Origin of the sequence: Bryobacter aggregatus MPL3 (assembly GCF_000702445.1) — a bacterium.
GTDB lineage: Bacteria > Acidobacteriota > Terriglobia > Bryobacterales > Bryobacteraceae > Bryobacter > Bryobacter aggregatus.
Window position 1 is genome coordinate 1,535,945 of the sequence record NZ_JNIF01000003.1, and the last position, 16,856, is coordinate 1,552,800.

Consider the following 16,856-nt stretch of genomic DNA (forward strand, 5'->3'; position numbering starts at 1 on the left):
AGCCAAAGAGATGAAACAGACAATACTTACAGCAGTTGTCGCAGGTGTTTTGGCTACCAGTCCACTCTTTTCCTCCAAACTCCCATCGGGGGCCACAGAGCAGGAGCGGCTTGCGGACAAAGTCCGTCATGAGCTCGTGATGTTGCCTTTCTACGGAGTCTTCGATCAAATGAGTTTCTCACTCGAAGGACATAAGGTGATACTTACTGGACAAGTTACTCGCCCCACCCTTCAGAGTTCGGCTGGCAACGTTGTGAAGCGGATCCCAGGGGTAGAAGAGGTAGATAACCGGATTGAGGTTCTACCGCTCTCTCCCAATGATGATCGGCTTCGTTTAGCTCTCTATCGCACCATATTCGGCCAGGCTTCCTTAGGCCGTTATACTTTGGGCGCCAACCCACCGGTGCGCATTATCGTCAAGAACGGCAACGTCACATTGACTGGTGTCGTGATCAACGAAATGGATAAAAACTTGGCTGGGCTTTTCGCCAATCAGGTCCCTGGGGTGTTCAGCGTCACCAACAAGCTGGTTGTCGATAAGAAATCCTGACATCCCTCAAGGGCTATGAGATCAGGATCATTTGTATCTCCTTGCAAACCCCAAAAGCCTGCGCACATCCTCCTGCGCAGGCTCTTTTTTTGGGGTCTTTCCGTGATTCCAATTTTGGCTCACCAAAACTTCGCGGACTTTACAACACCCCTCCCACTGAAACAGGGAGACACGCTTGTCATTGGGATGGTTGGAGGTTGGGACGATTGGGATTTACCGCACCGAATTGTGCGTCGGATTTGTCTGCATTTACGCACCGAGCAGTTGCCTCGTACTTATATCGAAACGGTAGAAAACCATCGCCTGGAACTGGCGCAAGAGTTGATTCAGAGAGCGTTGGATGGCAATGGCGATGGAGTCTTAAGCGCTGCGGAGCGGAGCAGCGCCCGCATTGTGATCTATGGACAATCCTTGGGCGGATCGGCGACCATCCAGCTTTGCCGTTGGCTGCAGAAGCAGGAGATTCCCGTGCTGTTGAATGTACAGATCGACAGCGTTGGGTTCCGCGATGGGAAGGTGCCCTCGAATGTAAAAGCGGCGGCAAATCTGTACCAGCGGGAGATGGGGCCTATCCGCGGACGCTCCCGGATTCAGGCTGAGGATGCCCGCAAGACCGTCATCTTAGGCAACTGGCGCTATCGCTATCCACGCTCGAAGAAGATCGATGTCTCGGAGGAAACGCCGCTGCGCCAGCTTCTGATGAACCCACACGTGAAGATGGAGTTCGACCCCGAGGTGTGGCAAAAGGTGGAAGACCTGATCAGATCTTCGATTGCTTCCAGCGGCCCCGCCGAAATGCGATGATGCCACAGACCGCAATCAGGCTTTCGGTCAGCGTGACTGCGGTAAAGACACCATTCGGCCCCATGCCTGCTGTGCCCGAAAGGTAATTGGCCAGCGGCAATTGGAAGAGCCAGTAGCAGATGACATTGATCACGGTGGGAGTGACCGTATCGCCAGCGCCGTTGAAGGCCTGCACCAGCACCAATCCGTAGGCGTACAGGACATACCCGTAGCTGATGTAGCGAAGCGCGCTCTTGCCAACGTCGATGATTGGCTGCTCCTGCGTAAAGATCCGGATCAGCGGCTCGGCATAGAAGATAAAGACGAGGCTGACCAGACCGAGGAAGATCATATTGTAAAAGCCGCAGAGCCAGGTGGCGCGCTCGCTGCGTTCCGGCCGGCCCGCACCCAGGTTCTGGCCCATCAAGGTGGCCGCGGCCCCACCGAGCGCCCAACTGGGCAGGATGGTGACAATGATGATGCGAATGGCAATGGTGTAACCCGCCGTCGCTACCGCGCCAAACTGAGCCACAATGCGGCTGAGGATCATCCAACTGGCCATGCCGATGCCGTACTGAAACATTGCCGGGAAACTGACCCGCAGCATCTCCCACATGAGCTTGGGTTGGATGCGGAGGTCTCGCAGGTGGATCGTGATACGACTGCCGGGGCTCGCCAGGCGATAGAACTGATAACAGACGCCCACAGTGCGGCCGATGGTGGTCGCCACCGCGCTGCCAGTAACCCCCATCTTGGGGAAAGGGCCCCAGCCAAAGATCAGGCAGGGGTCGAGGACGAGATTGATGACATTTGCGAGGATCAGAACTCGCATGGCGATTGCGGCATCACCGGCGCCCCGGAAGATCGCATTGATCAGGAAAATCAACAGGATCGAGTAAGTTCCCGAGAACATGACCGTCGCATAGCCTTCCCCGGTGGCAATCACTCCGGGTGAGCTAGTCATAAAACTCAGCAACGTCTTGGCGGAGAGCGCGGTGGGAACGCCAATCAGGACACTGCAGATGAGACCTAACAGAATGGCCTGGCCCGCCGACAGGCTGGCTCCGGCCTCATCCTTTTCACCGATGCGCCGGGAGACAAAAGCGGTAGCACCGGCACAAAGGCCCATTGCTACCGCAAATATGATCGTTTCCATCGCCTCGGTGAGGCCGACTGTGGCCACGGCATCCGCGCCGAGGCCAGCTACCCAGAATACGTTGACAATGGCAAACAAACTCTCCATTGAGAGCTCGAGCACCATGGGCACTGCGAGAAGAATGATCGCCTTTTTGAGGCTACCCTTCGTGAAATCGTGATGGTCACCCCGAAGCGCTTGCTTAAGGGTCTCGATCAACGCTGATTGGCTTTCAGAATCTTCTTGCGAAGACGGATCGACTTCGGCGTGATTTCGACAAACTCATCGATCTCAATGAACTCGATGGCGAGCTCGAGCGTCATCACCTTGGGCGGAACCAGACGGATGGCGTCGTCGGCCGAGGAGCTACGCATGTTGGTGAGCTTCTTTTCGCGGACGATGTTGACGACCAGATCGGAATCGCGGGCGTTTTCGCCAATGATCATGCCTTCGTAGACTTCCTGCGCCGGGCTGACAAAGATCTCGCCGCGTTCCTGCATTGCATTGATCGCAAATGCGGTGGTGACGCCGGCACGATCGGAGATCAGCACGCCGGTGGGACGCATCGGGATGTCACCCTGCCAGTCCATGTAGCCGTTGAACAGCGAGTTCATCAGCGCGGTGCCACGGGTTTCGGTCAGCATTTCATTGCGGATGCCGATGAGGCCGCGCGAGGGCACCTGGAATTCGAGACGAACACGGCCAGAGCCATTGTTGATCATCTTCATCATCTTGCCCTTGCGATGGCCCATCTTCTCGATGACGGTGCCGATGAACAGCTCCGAGCAATCGATCAGAAGAATTTCCTGCGGTTCTTTCAGCACCCCGTCGATGGTCTTGGTGACGATCTCGGGCTTGCTGACCTGGAGCTCATAGCCTTCGCGGCGCATGGTTTCGATCAGGATCGCCAACTGCAGTTCACCGCGGCCCATCACCTTGAAGCTATCCGGCGTACCGGTATCGTCAACGCGCAGGGCAACGTTGGTGAGCAGTTCCTTGGTCAGGCGATCGCGGATGTGGCGCGAGGTGACGTACTGGCCTTCGCGGCCGACAAAGGGCGAGGTATTGATCGTGAAAGTCATCGCGATCGTCGGCTCGTCGATGTGGATCTTCGGCAGCGGCTTGGGATTCTCAACACTGGTTACGGTTTCGCCGATGGTGATGCCTTCGACGCCCGCGATGGCAACGATGTCGCCGGGGTAGATTTCAGATTCTTCAACGCGCTTCAGCCCGTCGAAGGAGTACATCTTCGTAATCTTGGTCTTCTGCAGGCTGCCATCGATCTTGGCGATGTTCACTTCAGAATTCACCTTCATCGTGCCGTTGAACACACGTCCAATGGCAAGACGTCCGAGATAGTCGGAGTAGTCCAGGTTCGCAACCAGCATCTGCAGTTCGGCATCGGCAGAACCCTTCGGCGGCGGGATATGCTTGACGATGGTTTCAAAGAGGGGTTCGAGAGTAGTGGCCTCTTCGTCCATGCTCATCTTGGCGAGACCCTGCTTGCCAATGGCATAAACGACAGGGAACTCGAGCTGGTGTTCCTGGGCGTCCAGATCGATGAACAGATCGTAGACTTCGTTCAGAACTTCCTGCACACGGGCATCGGGCCGGTCGATTTTGTTGATGACCACGATCGGGGTGAGATGCGCTTCGAGGGCTTTGGAAAGGACGTAACGGGTTTGGGGCAGCGGGCCTTCGCTCGCATCCACAAGCAACATGACGCCGTCCACCATCTTCAGTGCACGCTCGACTTCTCCACCGAAGTCGCTATGGCCCGGGGTGTCGCAGATATTAATTTTGACGCCCTTATAGTTGACGGCAGTGATTTTGGCTAGGATTGTAATTCCGCGTTCGCGCTCCAGATCATTGGAGTCCATCACGCGATCGGTGAGTTCTTCATTGGCGCGGAAGATACCGCTCTGGCGGAGCATCGTGTCCACCAACGTGGTCTTGCCATGGTCAACGTGCGCAACAATAGCGATGTTTCGAATTTTCTCAGGTGAAAAAGGCATGTGAGGGGTTTAAACTTTATGGTCGCACGGCTCAGCTAGCAGCCGCTCGATCCGCTTCCGGAGCTCCCGGGCCGCTTTCGGGTCCTTGCCGCCCGTCGAGATCGCAATCTGGAACTCGCCAGAGTGGATCCGGGCCGGGATATGAAAGTCGCATTCTTCGGCAGCATCCGCGATGTTGACCCAGATTCCACGCTGCCGGCACGCTTCTCCGATCGACTGATTCAGCTCCCGGTCATTTGTCGCGGCAAAGACCAGTTCGGCGCCGTCAAGGTCTGAAACGGCAAAGTTCCGCCGCTCCCGGGTCACGGCCAGAGTTTCCATTTCGGGATCTCCTTCCGGCGCCACCACCCGTAAGTGGGCTCCTGATTCCAGCAGCCCTTTGGCTTTTCTCACCGCAACAGGCCCAGCACCCACGATGAGAATCTGGCGCCCTTCGATACGAATAAAAATAGGAAAGAGGGGTTTCAACGCTCACGATGTTACCCTAAGACGTTATGGCGCATAGCGCTGGTAAGCCGGTAGTGGTCATCGTCGGACGACCCAACGTCGGTAAATCCACTCTTTTCAACGCAATTACGGGTACACGCCGGTCCATCGTCGGAGATGAGCCTGGGATCACTCGCGACCGAATTCGCGGCAGCGCCAAATATCGGGATCGTCACTTCGACGTGATCGATACCGGTGGCATCATCCCCAACGACGACGAATTGATCCCCGCCAACATCCTCAAGCAGGCCAAGAAAGCCTTTGAGGAAGCAACGCAGATCGTTTTCGTCATTGACGGCCGTACCGAGATCACTTCCTCCGACCGGGAGTTAGCACAGATGCTGCGCAGGCTGGGGAAGCCGATCACGCTGGCCGTCAATAAGATTGACGTCCCGAAGCGCGAAGTTCTCAGTTCGGGCTTTCATGATCTCGGACTCGATCCGGTCATCTCCATCTCTGCGGAACATCGCACCGGAATCGACGATCTGCTCGATCACATCACGGCAGATTTTCCGGAAAGCGAGTCTCCGGAAGAGACTGTAAAGCCTGCTCGCCCGATCAAGGTGGCCATCATTGGCCGTCCCAATGTGGGCAAGAGCACTCTATTAAATTCGCTGACTGGCACAGAACGCGCGATTGTGTCGCCTGTTGCCGGTACCACCCGGGACGCAGTCGACGAGACCGTGACCGTCGACGGCCAGGAATTCATCTTTGTCGACACGGCCGGAATTCGCCGCAAGGGGAAGACGACCCTGATGGCCGAGAAGCTGAGCGTCATGATGGCGCGCCGGCACATCGGCATGGCGCACATTATCATCGTCATGATCGACGCGCTCGAAGGCCCGACGGCGCAGGATGCCCACATTGCGGGCTACGCGCATGAAGAAGGCCGCCCGGTGATTCTCTGCGTCAATAAGTGGGATGCCCATCCGACACGGCGCACCAAGGAGTTTACCGAGGAAGTTCGCGACACAATGAAGTTCCTCGAGTACGCACCCATTGAGTTCATTTCGGCAACGAAGGGTACGAACGTCAAGCGGCTCTTCCACTTGATCCAGAGCGCACAGGAAGCGATGAACAAGCGTGTGACCACGGGCGAACTGAATCGCTTTGTCGAGCAGATTACCCGCGAGACCAATATGAAGGTGAAGTACATCACGCAGGCCAGCGTGCGTCCGCCTTCGTTTGTGGTGTTTACCGATAAATCGAAACCGCTGCACTTCTCCGATGAGCGATTCCTGATCAATCAGATCCGCAAGCACTTCCACTTTGGTGCGACGCCGATCGAGATCAAGGCGAAATCGACGCCAGGCCGCGGCAAGAAGGCATAGCGCGCTTTTCGAAATCGGAACCGGGCTCGTAGCTTGCTGCGAGCCCGGTTTTCTATTGGGCCTCGTCAGAACACGAGCCGCAAGGCCAGTTGAACGAGTCTTGGGTCGTTGTATTGACCGCTGACCACTCCAAATTGTGGATTGCCGAGAGCCGTCCCCGGCGCAGCGAAGCGGACTCGGTTGAAGAGGTTGAAGATCTCCGCTCGAAACTGCAATCCCACGCGCTCCGTAATGCTCGTGTTCTTGAAGAGCGTGAAGTCGTAGTTCGCAATGCCGTGCGAGCGCATGTCAGGCATGCTGCGAGCAGCGTTGCCATAGCTGAAGGCGGCGGGCAGGGAGAAGGCCGCTGGATTGAACCAGCGGTTGAGCCGGTCCTGAGCCGAGCCATCGAGAGACACCGGTTGCCCGGTTCGATTCGGACGCTGTCCGGCGCCAAAGACGTTCGTGTTGACCGCGACACTAATCGGCAACGGAGCGCCGGACTGGAAGGTGCTGACACCATTGACGCCCCAGCCGGACACAAAACGATCCGCCACACCAGTCACATGGCTTCCAAAACGCCGCCCCTTGCCGAAAGGTAGATCGACGATATAACTGATGACGCCACGATGCGGTGTGTCATACAGAGCGAGCGACCGCTCTGCGCGGATGTTGAAATTGTCCTGAACACCGCCCGCGCCACCTGCCGGTTCCAGCCAACCCGTCAGCGTATCGGTGTCACTGATCAACTTCGACCAGGTATAGGCCCCGACAATGCTGCCGCCCGCGCCGAAGCGCTTCTGGAGGTTGAGTTGCGCGGAGTGGTAAGTGGAGTTGCGATTGGTCGGGTTCTTCATTGCAAAGCCCGTGTACTGCGGATAGGGCCGCAACAGTTGTCCATAGGCGACCAGCGGCTGCGCGAGTGTGCCAAGCGCGACCTGCCCATAGAAGGGATTGGGAACCTGCTCCTGTAAGCGGCTGCCAAGCGCCATGTATTGGTTGGGCAATTGATTCAGTTGCTGGTCTGGACCGGGAAGATGGGTTCCTTTCGAACCGGCGTAAGCCACGGACAGCGCCAGGCCGCCCGGCAGTTCGTGTTGCACATCGAAGTTCCATTGCTGGGCATAGGAGAAGGGATCGTTGAAGATTGCCCCGCTTACGCCCTGTCCATAGAAGATTTTCTGCAAGTTGGCACTACGGCCCGGAGTTTGCAGCAGGCCATTCGGGAAAGGATTGCCCAAGCGATCGAGCGGAGTCAGCGAGCCATCGAGTGTCCCGTTGAAGGGATTATTGAAAGAATTGACGGCGTCATTATTGGGCGCCATGTTCCAGCGCACATCGTTCGGCAAATAGAAGATGCCATAGCCACTGCGAATGACCGTGGTGTTTGAGAGACGATAGGCGATGCCCACACGAGGAGAGAAAAGGTGTCCCAGCTTCTGGTTGTTGCGGCTCGCGCTGTCTGGCGAATTCACCAGGCCCAGGCGTCCCTTCAGCTTCAAGCCCGTGATCGAAGACAGAGGATTCTCCACATCCGGGAGCAACACCGAAAGCCGGTCATAGCGCTCCGACCACGGCCCCATTTGCTCATAGCGAATGCCATAGTTCAGCGTCAGCCTGCTGTTGAGCCGCCATTGGTCTCCGGCGTAAAAGGCGCGATAGAGAATCTGTGCGGCCACCAGCGCGTTCTGATTGATACCACCGCCGGAACCGTATCCCAACAGAAACGAAGCAAAGCCATTTCCGGTGCCCGCAGCAGCAAAGGGATTTGCTGAGGTGAGAAGTGCGTCGAAGTTGAAATTTCCGGACGGGTTGTTCTGCTGGTAGTAGTTGTGCGTGCTGCGCCGCAGATCCGCTCCGAACTTCATCGTGTGGTTGCCCCAGATTTTTGTGAGGCTGGGGGCAAGCGAATAGACATCGTTTCGCGATGAGATCGTGCTGCCAGTTCCACTCGTACTGAAGACTCCGTTGTAGCCGGTCACCGAGGGCTGCGGCACAACGCGGAACACCACTTGATTGTTGAGGGCAGCCGGCCAGCCCAGCTGGGTGAGATCGTAGCCCTGGGTGAGCGAAGTCCGATCATAGTGAAAACGCATGTAGGCGACTCGGACATCGGCAACCAGGGTTGGCGTGATCGAGTAGGTGTCCGCGATCACGGCCTGATTGGTGTTGAAGGTCTCGGTGCAACGGTCAACGCAAGTCTTGGTGCCGTAGGGGTCGATGGGGAGATTCAGATTCTTCCAGAAGGTGTAGCGGACAAAGAGGCGCTGCTTTTCGGAAACATTGTGATCGATGCGCGCGTTGTACTGATCGTTCTGTCCGCCGACACTCGCATTGGCCGTAAAGTTATTGACGTTGGTGAACTGAGAGCCAGGGCCATTCGCGCGACCCCAGAGATTCGACAGCACGCGAGCGGCGGGGTCGAATCGATTCTGCGGAATGACATTGCCGGGAAAGACCTGGCGCGTGATGACCTCATTCCCATTGGCGTCGCGGGCGCAGGCCGCATTGCCCAGACGGCCGCAGGTGGTGAGCGGGTCGTAGATGGGAATCATTGCGCCTGCCGCATTCCGCAAGTTCGAGAAGTTGCCGGCACGCATCTCGTCGGTTGGAACGGAGTACACGTAGGACATCCCCTGTCGCAGGCGGAAGCCCTCCCAGCCGCCGAAGAAGAAGGTCTTGTCGCGAATCACAGGGCCGCCGACGTTGGTGCCGTATTGATTCTGCGTGAAGGCCGGACGCTTCACGCCGGCGCGGTTGTTGAAGAAGGTGTTCGCGTTGAGCGACCGATTGCGGAGGTACTCGTAAGCAGTTCCATGGAAGGCGTTGCTGCCCGACTTGGTTGCGAGGTTGATGGCGCCACCGGCAAGATGCCCGAACTCGGGGCCCAGGTTATTGGTCTGCACGCGGAATTCCTGGATCGCGTCCTGCGTGGGCACGAGCGCCGTGAGATTGGCATAGATGGCATTGATCGGCGCGCCGTCAATGAAGGCCGCACTCTGATTCGCTTGTCCCCCGCCAATTTGATAGTTTCCCCAGGCGAACACGTTCGTGCCGGTGGGTGTGGTTCCCGATTGTCCTCCAGGCACCACACCCGGCACCAGCGCCACCAAGCCAAATACATTGCGGCCATTCAGAGGCATCTCAAGCACTTTTCGCGATTGCACCACCTGACCGAGAGAGGCGTCTTCGGTTTGCAGCAACGGAGTCTGCGTCGTCACCTCGACGGTTTGGGTGGTGTCACCCAGTTGCATGGGAATGTCGATGCGAACGCTACTCTGGACTTCGACCGTAATGGGTTCCCGGACGAAACGCCGGAATCCGGTTTTCTCAATCTCGATTCGATACTGGCCCGGAACGAGAGAGACGAACTGGTAGGAGCCTGCATCATCGGACTTCGCCGTCCTTCGATCCGAGGTGCCTAGATTGAGGAGTGTGATGTTTGCTTGTGGAACCGTGCTTCCAGAGGCGTCGGTGATGGTACCGACTACGGCCCCCTGGAAGGTTTGCGCCACGAGCGGGGTGGTTGCGAGGGAACAAAATACAGCGAACAGGATTCGATTGTGCAAGAAATCTCTCCAAGACCCGGCTGATTCTTGGAGAACTATATACGGATTGAGGGGCCACCGCAATCGGCCGTTATGCTCAGTTGGGACGATTCGCTTAGCGAGAAATGTTGCAACCAGCATCTACTCTTCGCGGCCAAGGAAGCAGCAATCGAAATGGTCCCCCCAAACGCACATAGCATTCCATCCAAGAAATCTGGAGAATTCTGCAACCAGCATGACCCGTGCTTTCGCCCGATGGCGCGTATAGTATGAAACCTATGTCTAAAACCCTCTTTTCAGCGGTCATGATGACTGCGCTGGCCGGTACGATCCTCGCCCAGCCAGTGGTCAATGATGGAGGAATCCTGAATGCGGCCAGCTACACCAGTTCGAGATTACCGGGTGGAGCAATCGCGCAGGGTTCCATATTTGTAGTTTTTGGCAGTAAAATGGGCCCTGCGGCGCTCGCGCAGGCCGGCTTCCCTCTCCCCTCTACCCTCGCTGGCACCAGCGTCAAAGTGACGAGCGGCGGACAGACCCTAGACTGCCCACTCATTTATACGGTTGCAGGCCAGTTGGCTGCAATCCTTCCCTCGGCCACACCGGTTGGCAATGCGACGCTCACGGTCAGCTTTGGCGGAGCCACCAGCGCCGCACGCAGCTTTAAGGTGGTTGCCAGCGCCTTCGGTACCTTCGCAGTGAATTCTGCCGGTAGTGGTCCTGGTGTGGTTCAGAACTACGAAAGTGCATCGTCGGTGCCTGTGAACTCTCCCCTGAGATCAGCCAAAGCCGGCCAGACCCTGATTCTGTACGGCACGGGTCTTGGCGCGTTGCCGGCGGGCTCAGCGGATAATGCTGGCGCGGCTGCAGTAGCCATCAATCAATCCCAGGTCGAAGTCTATGTCGGTGCATCTAAGGCTGCGGTTTCTTATGCTGGACGAGCACCTGGCTTTGCCGGTCTCGATCAGATCAATCTGATTGTTCCTGGTAATCTCAGTGGCTGCGCCGTTCCCGTCCTGATTAAGACTGGGACCGTCATCAGCAACGCGACGACGATCGCAATTTCAGCCAACGGCGGAGTGTGCTCTGATCCTCTTGGATTGTCCAGCGCTCAACTCACTACAATCAGCAACGGCGGAACCATCAAGATCGGGTCCATTGCCCTTACCCGGTTGTCCTACGAGATGAACTACTCTGGCCTCGCAGCTTCGTTTAGTCTCGATACGGGAAGCGCAGACTTCCAGGAATTCAACGCACAAACCATCGGCTCCAGTTCTTCGCTGAATGTCGGAGGCACTCCGTCGATTGGTACCTGCTCGGTCTACGCCGGAACGGCAAGTAGTCAGTTCCCTGTTGACCCGGTACAGCCCCGCGGACTCGATGCCGGTACGGCTATCAGCGTAAATGGCCCTAAGGGTACAAAGTCCCTCGCGAAGACACCGAATGTCGTTGGATCCTATGGTGCCACGTTTGCCACTGCAATCTCCATCAAGGATTTACCACCTGGAATTCCTGGTATCGGCGAAGCCCCGTACCTCGATCCGGGCAATTACACCTTTAGCAACGGAGCCGGCGGTGCGGACGTGAAAGGCTTCAATGCAAATTACACACTGCCCCAACCGTTGAATTGGACCAACAAGTCCAACATCAACAACGTCAACCGGGCTGCGGGTCAGACGGTAACCTGGACTGGTGGCGACCCGGCGGGCTTCGTCATGATCTACGGCTATTCGGCTTCTGATCTGACAGAAAAAGCAATCACTGGCACGTTCGTTTGCGTGGAACAAACCAGCAAGGGCAGCTTCACGGTCCCATCGGCGGTTTTACTCTATCTTCCTGCCACTCCAGCAGGTTCGAGCGATACCCCTCCGGCGATGCTGGGAGTCGGAGGGATCTCAAATCCTGGAAGCTTTACGGCGAGCGGGATTGACACCGGTGTCATCGCCGCCACTAGTATCGTCGGAAAGACGGTTACCTACCAGTAGCCCTCTCGACAATAGCTTGAAAAGGGGAGGGCGAACCGAGACGGTTCGCCCTCCCCTTTTTCATACGCAACTCCCAACCAAATCTGCCAAATTATCCAGATTCAGGAGAGTTGAGCAAGGTAGCGACGCTTCTGCTAATCGTATCTTGTTGTATATTCATTTCGACACAGTTGTGGAATATCTTTTCAACTCGGGGACAAGCCAGTGCGCACCCAGACAGCATCCAATCAATACTGGCCTCTCTTAAGGGAAAAGGCTTTCTGCATTCTACTGCAAAAGAAAATCAACGTACTATTTCTAGGTTAGCTTTTGTAACGTCACCAGTATGTCGTTTCTGCGATGAAAGCCTGGTTCAAATTCAAGCAATCCTGAAGGCGACTCAGGCAAAGGGGATGAGAGCACTGGTCGTAGTGGCAGGAGCAGAAGAGCAACCTATGGATTACTGCATAAAAAGGGGTCTTAAGCTAGAGTCGGTAGATTGCATATCGATGTCTGGGGTGCAGGTAACCGTTCCAGCGACTCCCTTCCTTGCGCTTCTTGATCCAGGCGGACGAATCGAGAAGACGTGGATTGGAAAGATCGACGATCGCAGGACTACAGAGATCCAAGCTGCTCTTGGGCGTTATGCGGAGGTTCGACGATTTGTACGTTGCAAGTTTTGCAATCAAGTAGTGGCATATCGCCTCTGCCAGTAGTCCAGTAGTCTTGTTGGCCCCGCGATTGGCGCTAAACTAGCAAGAGAGCGTACCGGTTTCCCGGTACGCTCTCTTGCTAGTTTTCATGGCCGACAACCTGACCCTGATTCTCTTCTTTCCGCTGCTTGGCGGGCTGATTCTTACCCTTCTGCCTGCCGCGAAGCCGATTCTGCTCAAATTCTGGGCCAATCTGGTGCTCGGATTGAACGCATTGTGGACCATCAGCCTGCTCGGCAGCTTCGATTCCGGCAAAGACCTCCAATTTGTCCAACGCCTTCCCTGGATCCCCAGCATCGGCGCGGAATTCTTTCTTGGTGTCGATGGCTATTCGATTCTTCTCGTCGCGATGACCGCCGGTGTTGGCTTCCTCGCCAGCCTCGCTAGCTGGAACGCGATCGAAAGCCGCCTCAAAGAGTTCTACGCCACTCTGCTCATCCTGCAGACCTGCGTCACTGGCGTCTTTCTCTCAATGGATGCGATGCTGTTCTTTGTCTTCTTTGAAGCCTCGCTGATTCCGATGTTCTTCCTGATCTCGATCTGGGGCGGCGAAGACCGTCGCCGCGCGGCGATGAAGTTTCTCATTTACACCATCTCCGGCAGCATGTTGCTGCTGCTTGGTCTGATTCTGCTGCACTTTGAACACACCCGCCAAACCGGCTTTGCCACCTTCAGCATTCCGGCTCTCTGGGCGACGCAACCGGCAGGCGACTTGGCCCATTGGATCTTCTGGCTGATGTTCCTCGGCTTTGCCGTCAAGGTGCCGATGGCGCCCTTCCACACCTGGCTGCCCGATGCGCACACCGAAGCGCCAACAGCCGGCAGTGTTTATCTGGCCAGCGTGATGTTGAAGATGGGCACCTACGGCTTTTTGCGCCTGGTGCTGCCCGGTGTGCCGGAGGCGGTCAAGAGTTCGAATGTCCTTTGGTGGATGAGCATTCTCGCCCTGGTGGCAATCGTCTATGGTGCGCTGGTTTGCCTGAAGCAGCGCGATTGGAAGCGTCTGGTCGCTTATTCGAGCGTCAGCCACATGGGCTTCTGCATGCTCGGCATCTTCGCGATGAATCCGGCCGGCATCTCCGGCAGCATGCTGCAACAGATCAACCATGGCATCTCTACCGGCCTGCTCTTTTTACTCGTTGGTCTGATGTATGAACGCCGCCACACGCGCGAGATTTCTGAATATGGCGGGCTGTTTGGACCGATGCCCGCCTTCAGCCTGGTCTTTCTTCTCGCTGTGGTCAGCTCGATGGGATTGCCGCCGCTGAATGGCTTCATTGGAGAGGTTCGCATTCTGAGCGGCGCCTTTGAGATGAGCGTCTATTGGGCGCTTTGGGGCGGCTTGGGTGTGGTGCTGACCGTAGCCTATCTGCTGTGGTGCTACCAGCGGGTGAGCCTGGGCGTCACCAGCGAAAAGAATCTGCGGCTGCCCGATCTCAGCCTGCGTGAGTGGGCCGTCGTGTTGCCGCTGCTACTGGCCGCTATCGGCATCGGAATTCATCCCCAGCCTGTATTCCAGATGCTCGACCGGCCCGTCAAACACATTATGGAGAAAGTGAGGCCCGGCTACTATGCTCAGTCGAATTAGCGTGCATGGAGCGAGGCAGCACAACCTCAAGAACATCGACGTCGAGATTCCGCGCAACACGCTCACCGTCATCACCGGCCTGAGCGGATCGGGCAAGTCGTCGCTCGCTTTTGACACAATCTATGCCGAAGGCCAGCGCCGCTATGTCGAAACACTGTCGCCCTATGCGCGGCAGTTTCTCGACCAGATGGAACGGCCGGAAGTCGATTCGATCGAAGGGCTGAGCCCGGCGATCTCGATTGAGCAGAAGACCACCAGCCGCAGCCCGCGTTCCACCGTCGGGACCATCACCGAGATCTACGATTATGTGCGTCTGCTCTATTCCTCGATCGGCGTCTCCCATTGTCCCAATTGCGACACCGAGATCAGCCGCCAGACGACGGCGCAGATTCTCGAGCGCGTCGCCGAGATCCCCGAGAATACGCGCATCCTGATCCTCGCGCCGATTGTGCGTGGCCGCAAGGGCGAGTATAAGAAGGAACTCGAAAAGTTTGCCCGCCAGGGCTTTGTCAAAGCGCGCGTCGATGGCGTGATGCGCAACCTTGAGGACGAGATTGTCCTCGACAAGCGGAAGAACCACACCATCGACGTCGTTGTCGACAAGCTGGTGCTCAAGCCGGACATCAGCAAGCGTCTCGAAGCCTCGATTGAGACCGCCACCAAGCTCGCCGACGGGCTGGTGGTGGTGAGCATTGTCAGCAACGACCCGAACGCTGAACCGGAAGAGCGGATGTACTCGCAGAAGATGGCCTGCCCGAACTGCGGCACCAGCGTGCCGGTGCTCGAGCCGCGCAGCTTCAGCTTCAACAGTCCTTATGGCGCTTGTCCCGAATGCAATGGCCTGGGCAGCATGTGGAGTTTTGACCCCGACAAGATCATCGTCGACGAGACCCGTCCGCTATTCGATGGCGGCCTCGGCCCTGGGGCCGGCTCGAACTATGTCGGCCAGCGGGTCACCGACGGCGCCTGGAAGAACAACATCGATCTGTCCAAGCCCTGGGAAAAGCTGAGCGCCGCCCAGCGCGAAGTGCTGCTGAACGGCGGCAAGGGGAATTATCCCGGCCTGATCAAGCTGCTTGGTGACAGCCTCGAAGGCGCCACCGACAACTATCGCGAATACCTAAGCGATTTCATGACCGCTCGGGAATGTCCATCCTGTCACGGCAAGCGCTTGCAGGCCGCCAGCCTGGCGGTGCGCGTGAAGGGAATGACGGTTGCCGAATTCAGCGACCTCAGCATCCGGCGGGCGCTGGCCGCTTGCCGCGGCTGGAAGCTCGAGAAACGCGAAGAAGAGATTGCCGGCGGCGTGGTGGGCGAGATTCGCACCCGTCTGGAGTTTCTTGAAAATGTCGGGCTCGATTATCTGAACATGGCGCGCAACGCGCAAACGCTGAGCGGCGGCGAGGCGCAGCGCATCCGGCTGGCAACGCAAATTGGCAGCCAGTTGCGCGGCGTTCTGTATGTGCTGGACGAGCCATCGATCGGTCTGCACCCGCGCGACAATGAGCGGCTGCTGGGCACTCTTGAGAGCCTGCGCGACATGGGCAATACGGTCCTTGTTGTGGAGCATGATCAGGACACCATTGAGCGCGCCGATTTCGTCATCGATCTGGGACCTGGGGCAGGCCGTTTGGGCGGTGAGATCGTCGCACAGGGCACGGCAAAGGAAATCGCGCGGAACAAGAACAGCCTCACCGGACAATATCTGAGTGGCACGCGCGAAATCGAAGTGCCCGCCGTGCGGCGCATCGGCAACGGCAAGAAGCTGCGCATCTTCAATGCAACCGAACACAATCTGAAGAATGTCGATGCAGAGTTTCCGCTCGGCATGCTGGTGGTGGTGACCGGGGTTTCGGGCAGTGGCAAGTCGACTCTGGTCAATGACATCCTCTATCGCTCGCTCGCCAAGCATGTCTATGGGTCCAAGGCCGAACCGGGCAAGCATGAGCGGCTGATGGGCCTCGGCGAGATCGACAAGGTGATCGAGATCGATCAGGGCGCCATTGGCCGGACGCCGCGCTCCAATCCTGCCACCTATACCCAGGTGTTTGCACCCATCCGCGAGTTGTTTGCGATGCTGCCGGAGAGCCGCGAACGTGGCTACAAGAGTGGCCGCTTCAGCTTCAACGTGAAGGGGGGCCGCTGCGAGGCCTGCCAGGGCGACGGCCTGAAGCGCATTGAGATGAACTTTCTGCCCGACGTCTACGTCACTTGCGACGTCTGCCGGGGCAAGCGCTATAACCACGAAACGCTGCAGGTAAAGCTGAAGGGCAAGAGCATTGCCGACCTGCTCGATACCACGATCGAAGACGCGGCGCCCTTGCTGGCCAACCTGCCGAATATCGCGATCAAACTCGATACGCTGGTCGATGTCGGGCTTGGCTATCTGCATCTTGGCCAGAGCTCCACCACGCTGAGCGGCGGCGAGGCGCAGCGCATCAAGCTGGCCAAAGAACTCAGCAAGCGCCAGACGGGCCGCACGGTTTATATTCTCGATGAGCCCACCACCGGCCTGCACTTTGAGGATGTTCGCCGTCTGCTCGAAGTGCTGCAAAAGCTGGTGGATCTGGGCAACACGGTCATCGTCATCGAACACAATCTGGACGTCATCAAGAGCGCCGATTGGATTCTCGATATGGGTCCGGAGGGGGGCGAAGGCGGCGGCACGCTGCTGGCCAGCGGCACTCCCGAGGACATTGCAAAGGTCAAGAAGAGCTACACGGGCCAGGCGCTGGTGAAGTTGCTCAGGAAAGCAAAGTAGAGG

Annotated in this window: 10 protein-coding genes; 6 read left to right on the plus strand and 4 right to left on the minus strand. The window is 57.4% G+C overall.

All coding sequences use genetic code 11. From position 1 onward, the window contains the following. The first annotated feature begins 10 nt into the window (after nt 1-10). A complete protein-coding gene (locus tag M017_RS0107415; RefSeq protein ID WP_031496994.1) occupies nt 11-550 on the plus strand; it encodes a BON domain-containing protein in 540 nt (179 codons plus the stop codon). A 228-nt stretch (nt 551-778) separates the two neighbouring features. Beyond that, the gene (locus M017_RS0107420; protein ID WP_155121293.1) at nt 779-1,354 is read left to right on the plus strand and encodes a hypothetical protein; all 576 of its coding nucleotides are present in this window, start codon (nt 779-781) and stop codon (nt 1,352-1,354) included. Here M017_RS0107420 and M017_RS0107425 read toward each other — a convergent pair. From M017_RS0107425 to M017_RS0107435, 3 genes are read right to left on the minus strand one after another with little or no spacing between them, the layout of a single operon-like run. After that, a complete protein-coding gene (locus M017_RS0107425; protein WP_051669597.1) occupies nt 1,311-2,687 on the minus strand; it encodes an MATE family efflux transporter in 1,377 nt (458 codons plus the stop codon). The two genes, M017_RS0107420 and M017_RS0107425, sit on opposite strands and share 44 nt — an antisense overlap. Further along, on the minus strand, nt 2,684-4,483 hold the full coding sequence (gene typA / locus M017_RS0107430; RefSeq protein WP_031496998.1) for a translational GTPase TypA: 1,800 nt from the start codon (nt 4,481-4,483) through the stop codon (nt 2,684-2,686). Before typA ends, M017_RS0107425 begins: the two co-directional genes overlap by 4 nt. A gap of 9 nt (nt 4,484-4,492) precedes the next feature. Continuing rightward, on the minus strand, nt 4,493-4,951 hold the full coding sequence (locus tag M017_RS0107435; protein ID WP_080507557.1) for a precorrin-2 dehydrogenase/sirohydrochlorin ferrochelatase family protein: 459 nt from the start codon (nt 4,949-4,951) through the stop codon (nt 4,493-4,495). Between the two features lie 26 nt (nt 4,952-4,977). On the opposite strand from M017_RS0107435, the gene der reads away from it, so the two are divergent. Next, nucleotides 4,978-6,300 (plus strand): ribosome biogenesis GTPase Der, encoded by a 1,323-nt coding sequence (gene der, locus M017_RS0107440; protein ID WP_031497001.1) that lies wholly within the window; start codon nt 4,978-4,980, stop codon nt 6,298-6,300. 65 nt (nt 6,301-6,365) lie between these two features. Here der and M017_RS0107445 read toward each other — a convergent pair whose 3' ends face one another. Next, nucleotides 6,366-9,848 carry a TonB-dependent receptor gene (locus M017_RS0107445; protein ID WP_031497003.1) on the minus strand — a complete coding sequence of 1,161 codons (3,483 nt, stop codon included), beginning with the start codon at nt 9,846-9,848 and terminating at the stop codon, nt 6,366-6,368. Between the two features lie 257 nt (nt 9,849-10,105). On the opposite strand from M017_RS0107445, the gene M017_RS0107450 reads away from it, so the two are divergent. The 3 genes from M017_RS0107450 to uvrA all read left to right on the plus strand — a co-directional run bounded on the left by M017_RS0107450 (nt 10,106) and on the right by uvrA (nt 16,853). Next, nucleotides 10,106-11,812: a hypothetical protein gene (locus tag M017_RS0107450; protein ID WP_162179855.1), complete on the plus strand. Its 1,707-nt coding sequence runs from the start codon at nt 10,106-10,108 to the stop codon at nt 11,810-11,812. 780 nt (nt 11,813-12,592) lie between these two features. Further along, on the plus strand, nt 12,593-14,092 hold the full coding sequence (locus M017_RS0107455) for a complex I subunit 4 family protein (protein ID WP_035957716.1): 1,500 nt from the start codon (nt 12,593-12,595) through the stop codon (nt 14,090-14,092). After that, the gene (gene uvrA / locus M017_RS0107460) at nt 14,076-16,853 is read left to right on the plus strand and encodes an excinuclease ABC subunit UvrA (protein WP_031497007.1); all 2,778 of its coding nucleotides are present in this window, start codon (nt 14,076-14,078) and stop codon (nt 16,851-16,853) included. Before M017_RS0107455 ends, uvrA begins: the two co-directional genes overlap by 17 nt. Nucleotides 16,854-16,856: the final 3 nt, after the last annotated feature.

What these genes read in the sequence shown, in the direction of transcription:
- typA (WP_031496998.1), bottom strand. Translation starts at nt 4,483, where the DNA reads ATGCCTTTTTCACCTGAGAAAATTCGAAACATCGCTATTGTTGCGCAC.
- M017_RS0107415 (WP_031496994.1), top strand. Translation starts at nt 11, where the DNA reads ATGAAACAGACAATACTTACAGCAGTTGTCGCAGGTGTTTTGGCTACC.
- M017_RS0107455 (WP_035957716.1), top strand. Translation starts at nt 12,593, where the DNA reads ATGGCCGACAACCTGACCCTGATTCTCTTCTTTCCGCTGCTTGGCGGG.
- der (WP_031497001.1), top strand. Translation starts at nt 4,978, where the DNA reads ATGGCGCATAGCGCTGGTAAGCCGGTAGTGGTCATCGTCGGACGACCC.
- uvrA (WP_031497007.1), top strand. Translation starts at nt 14,076, where the DNA reads ATGCTCAGTCGAATTAGCGTGCATGGAGCGAGGCAGCACAACCTCAAG.
- M017_RS0107450 (WP_162179855.1), top strand. Translation starts at nt 10,106, where the DNA reads ATGTCTAAAACCCTCTTTTCAGCGGTCATGATGACTGCGCTGGCCGGT.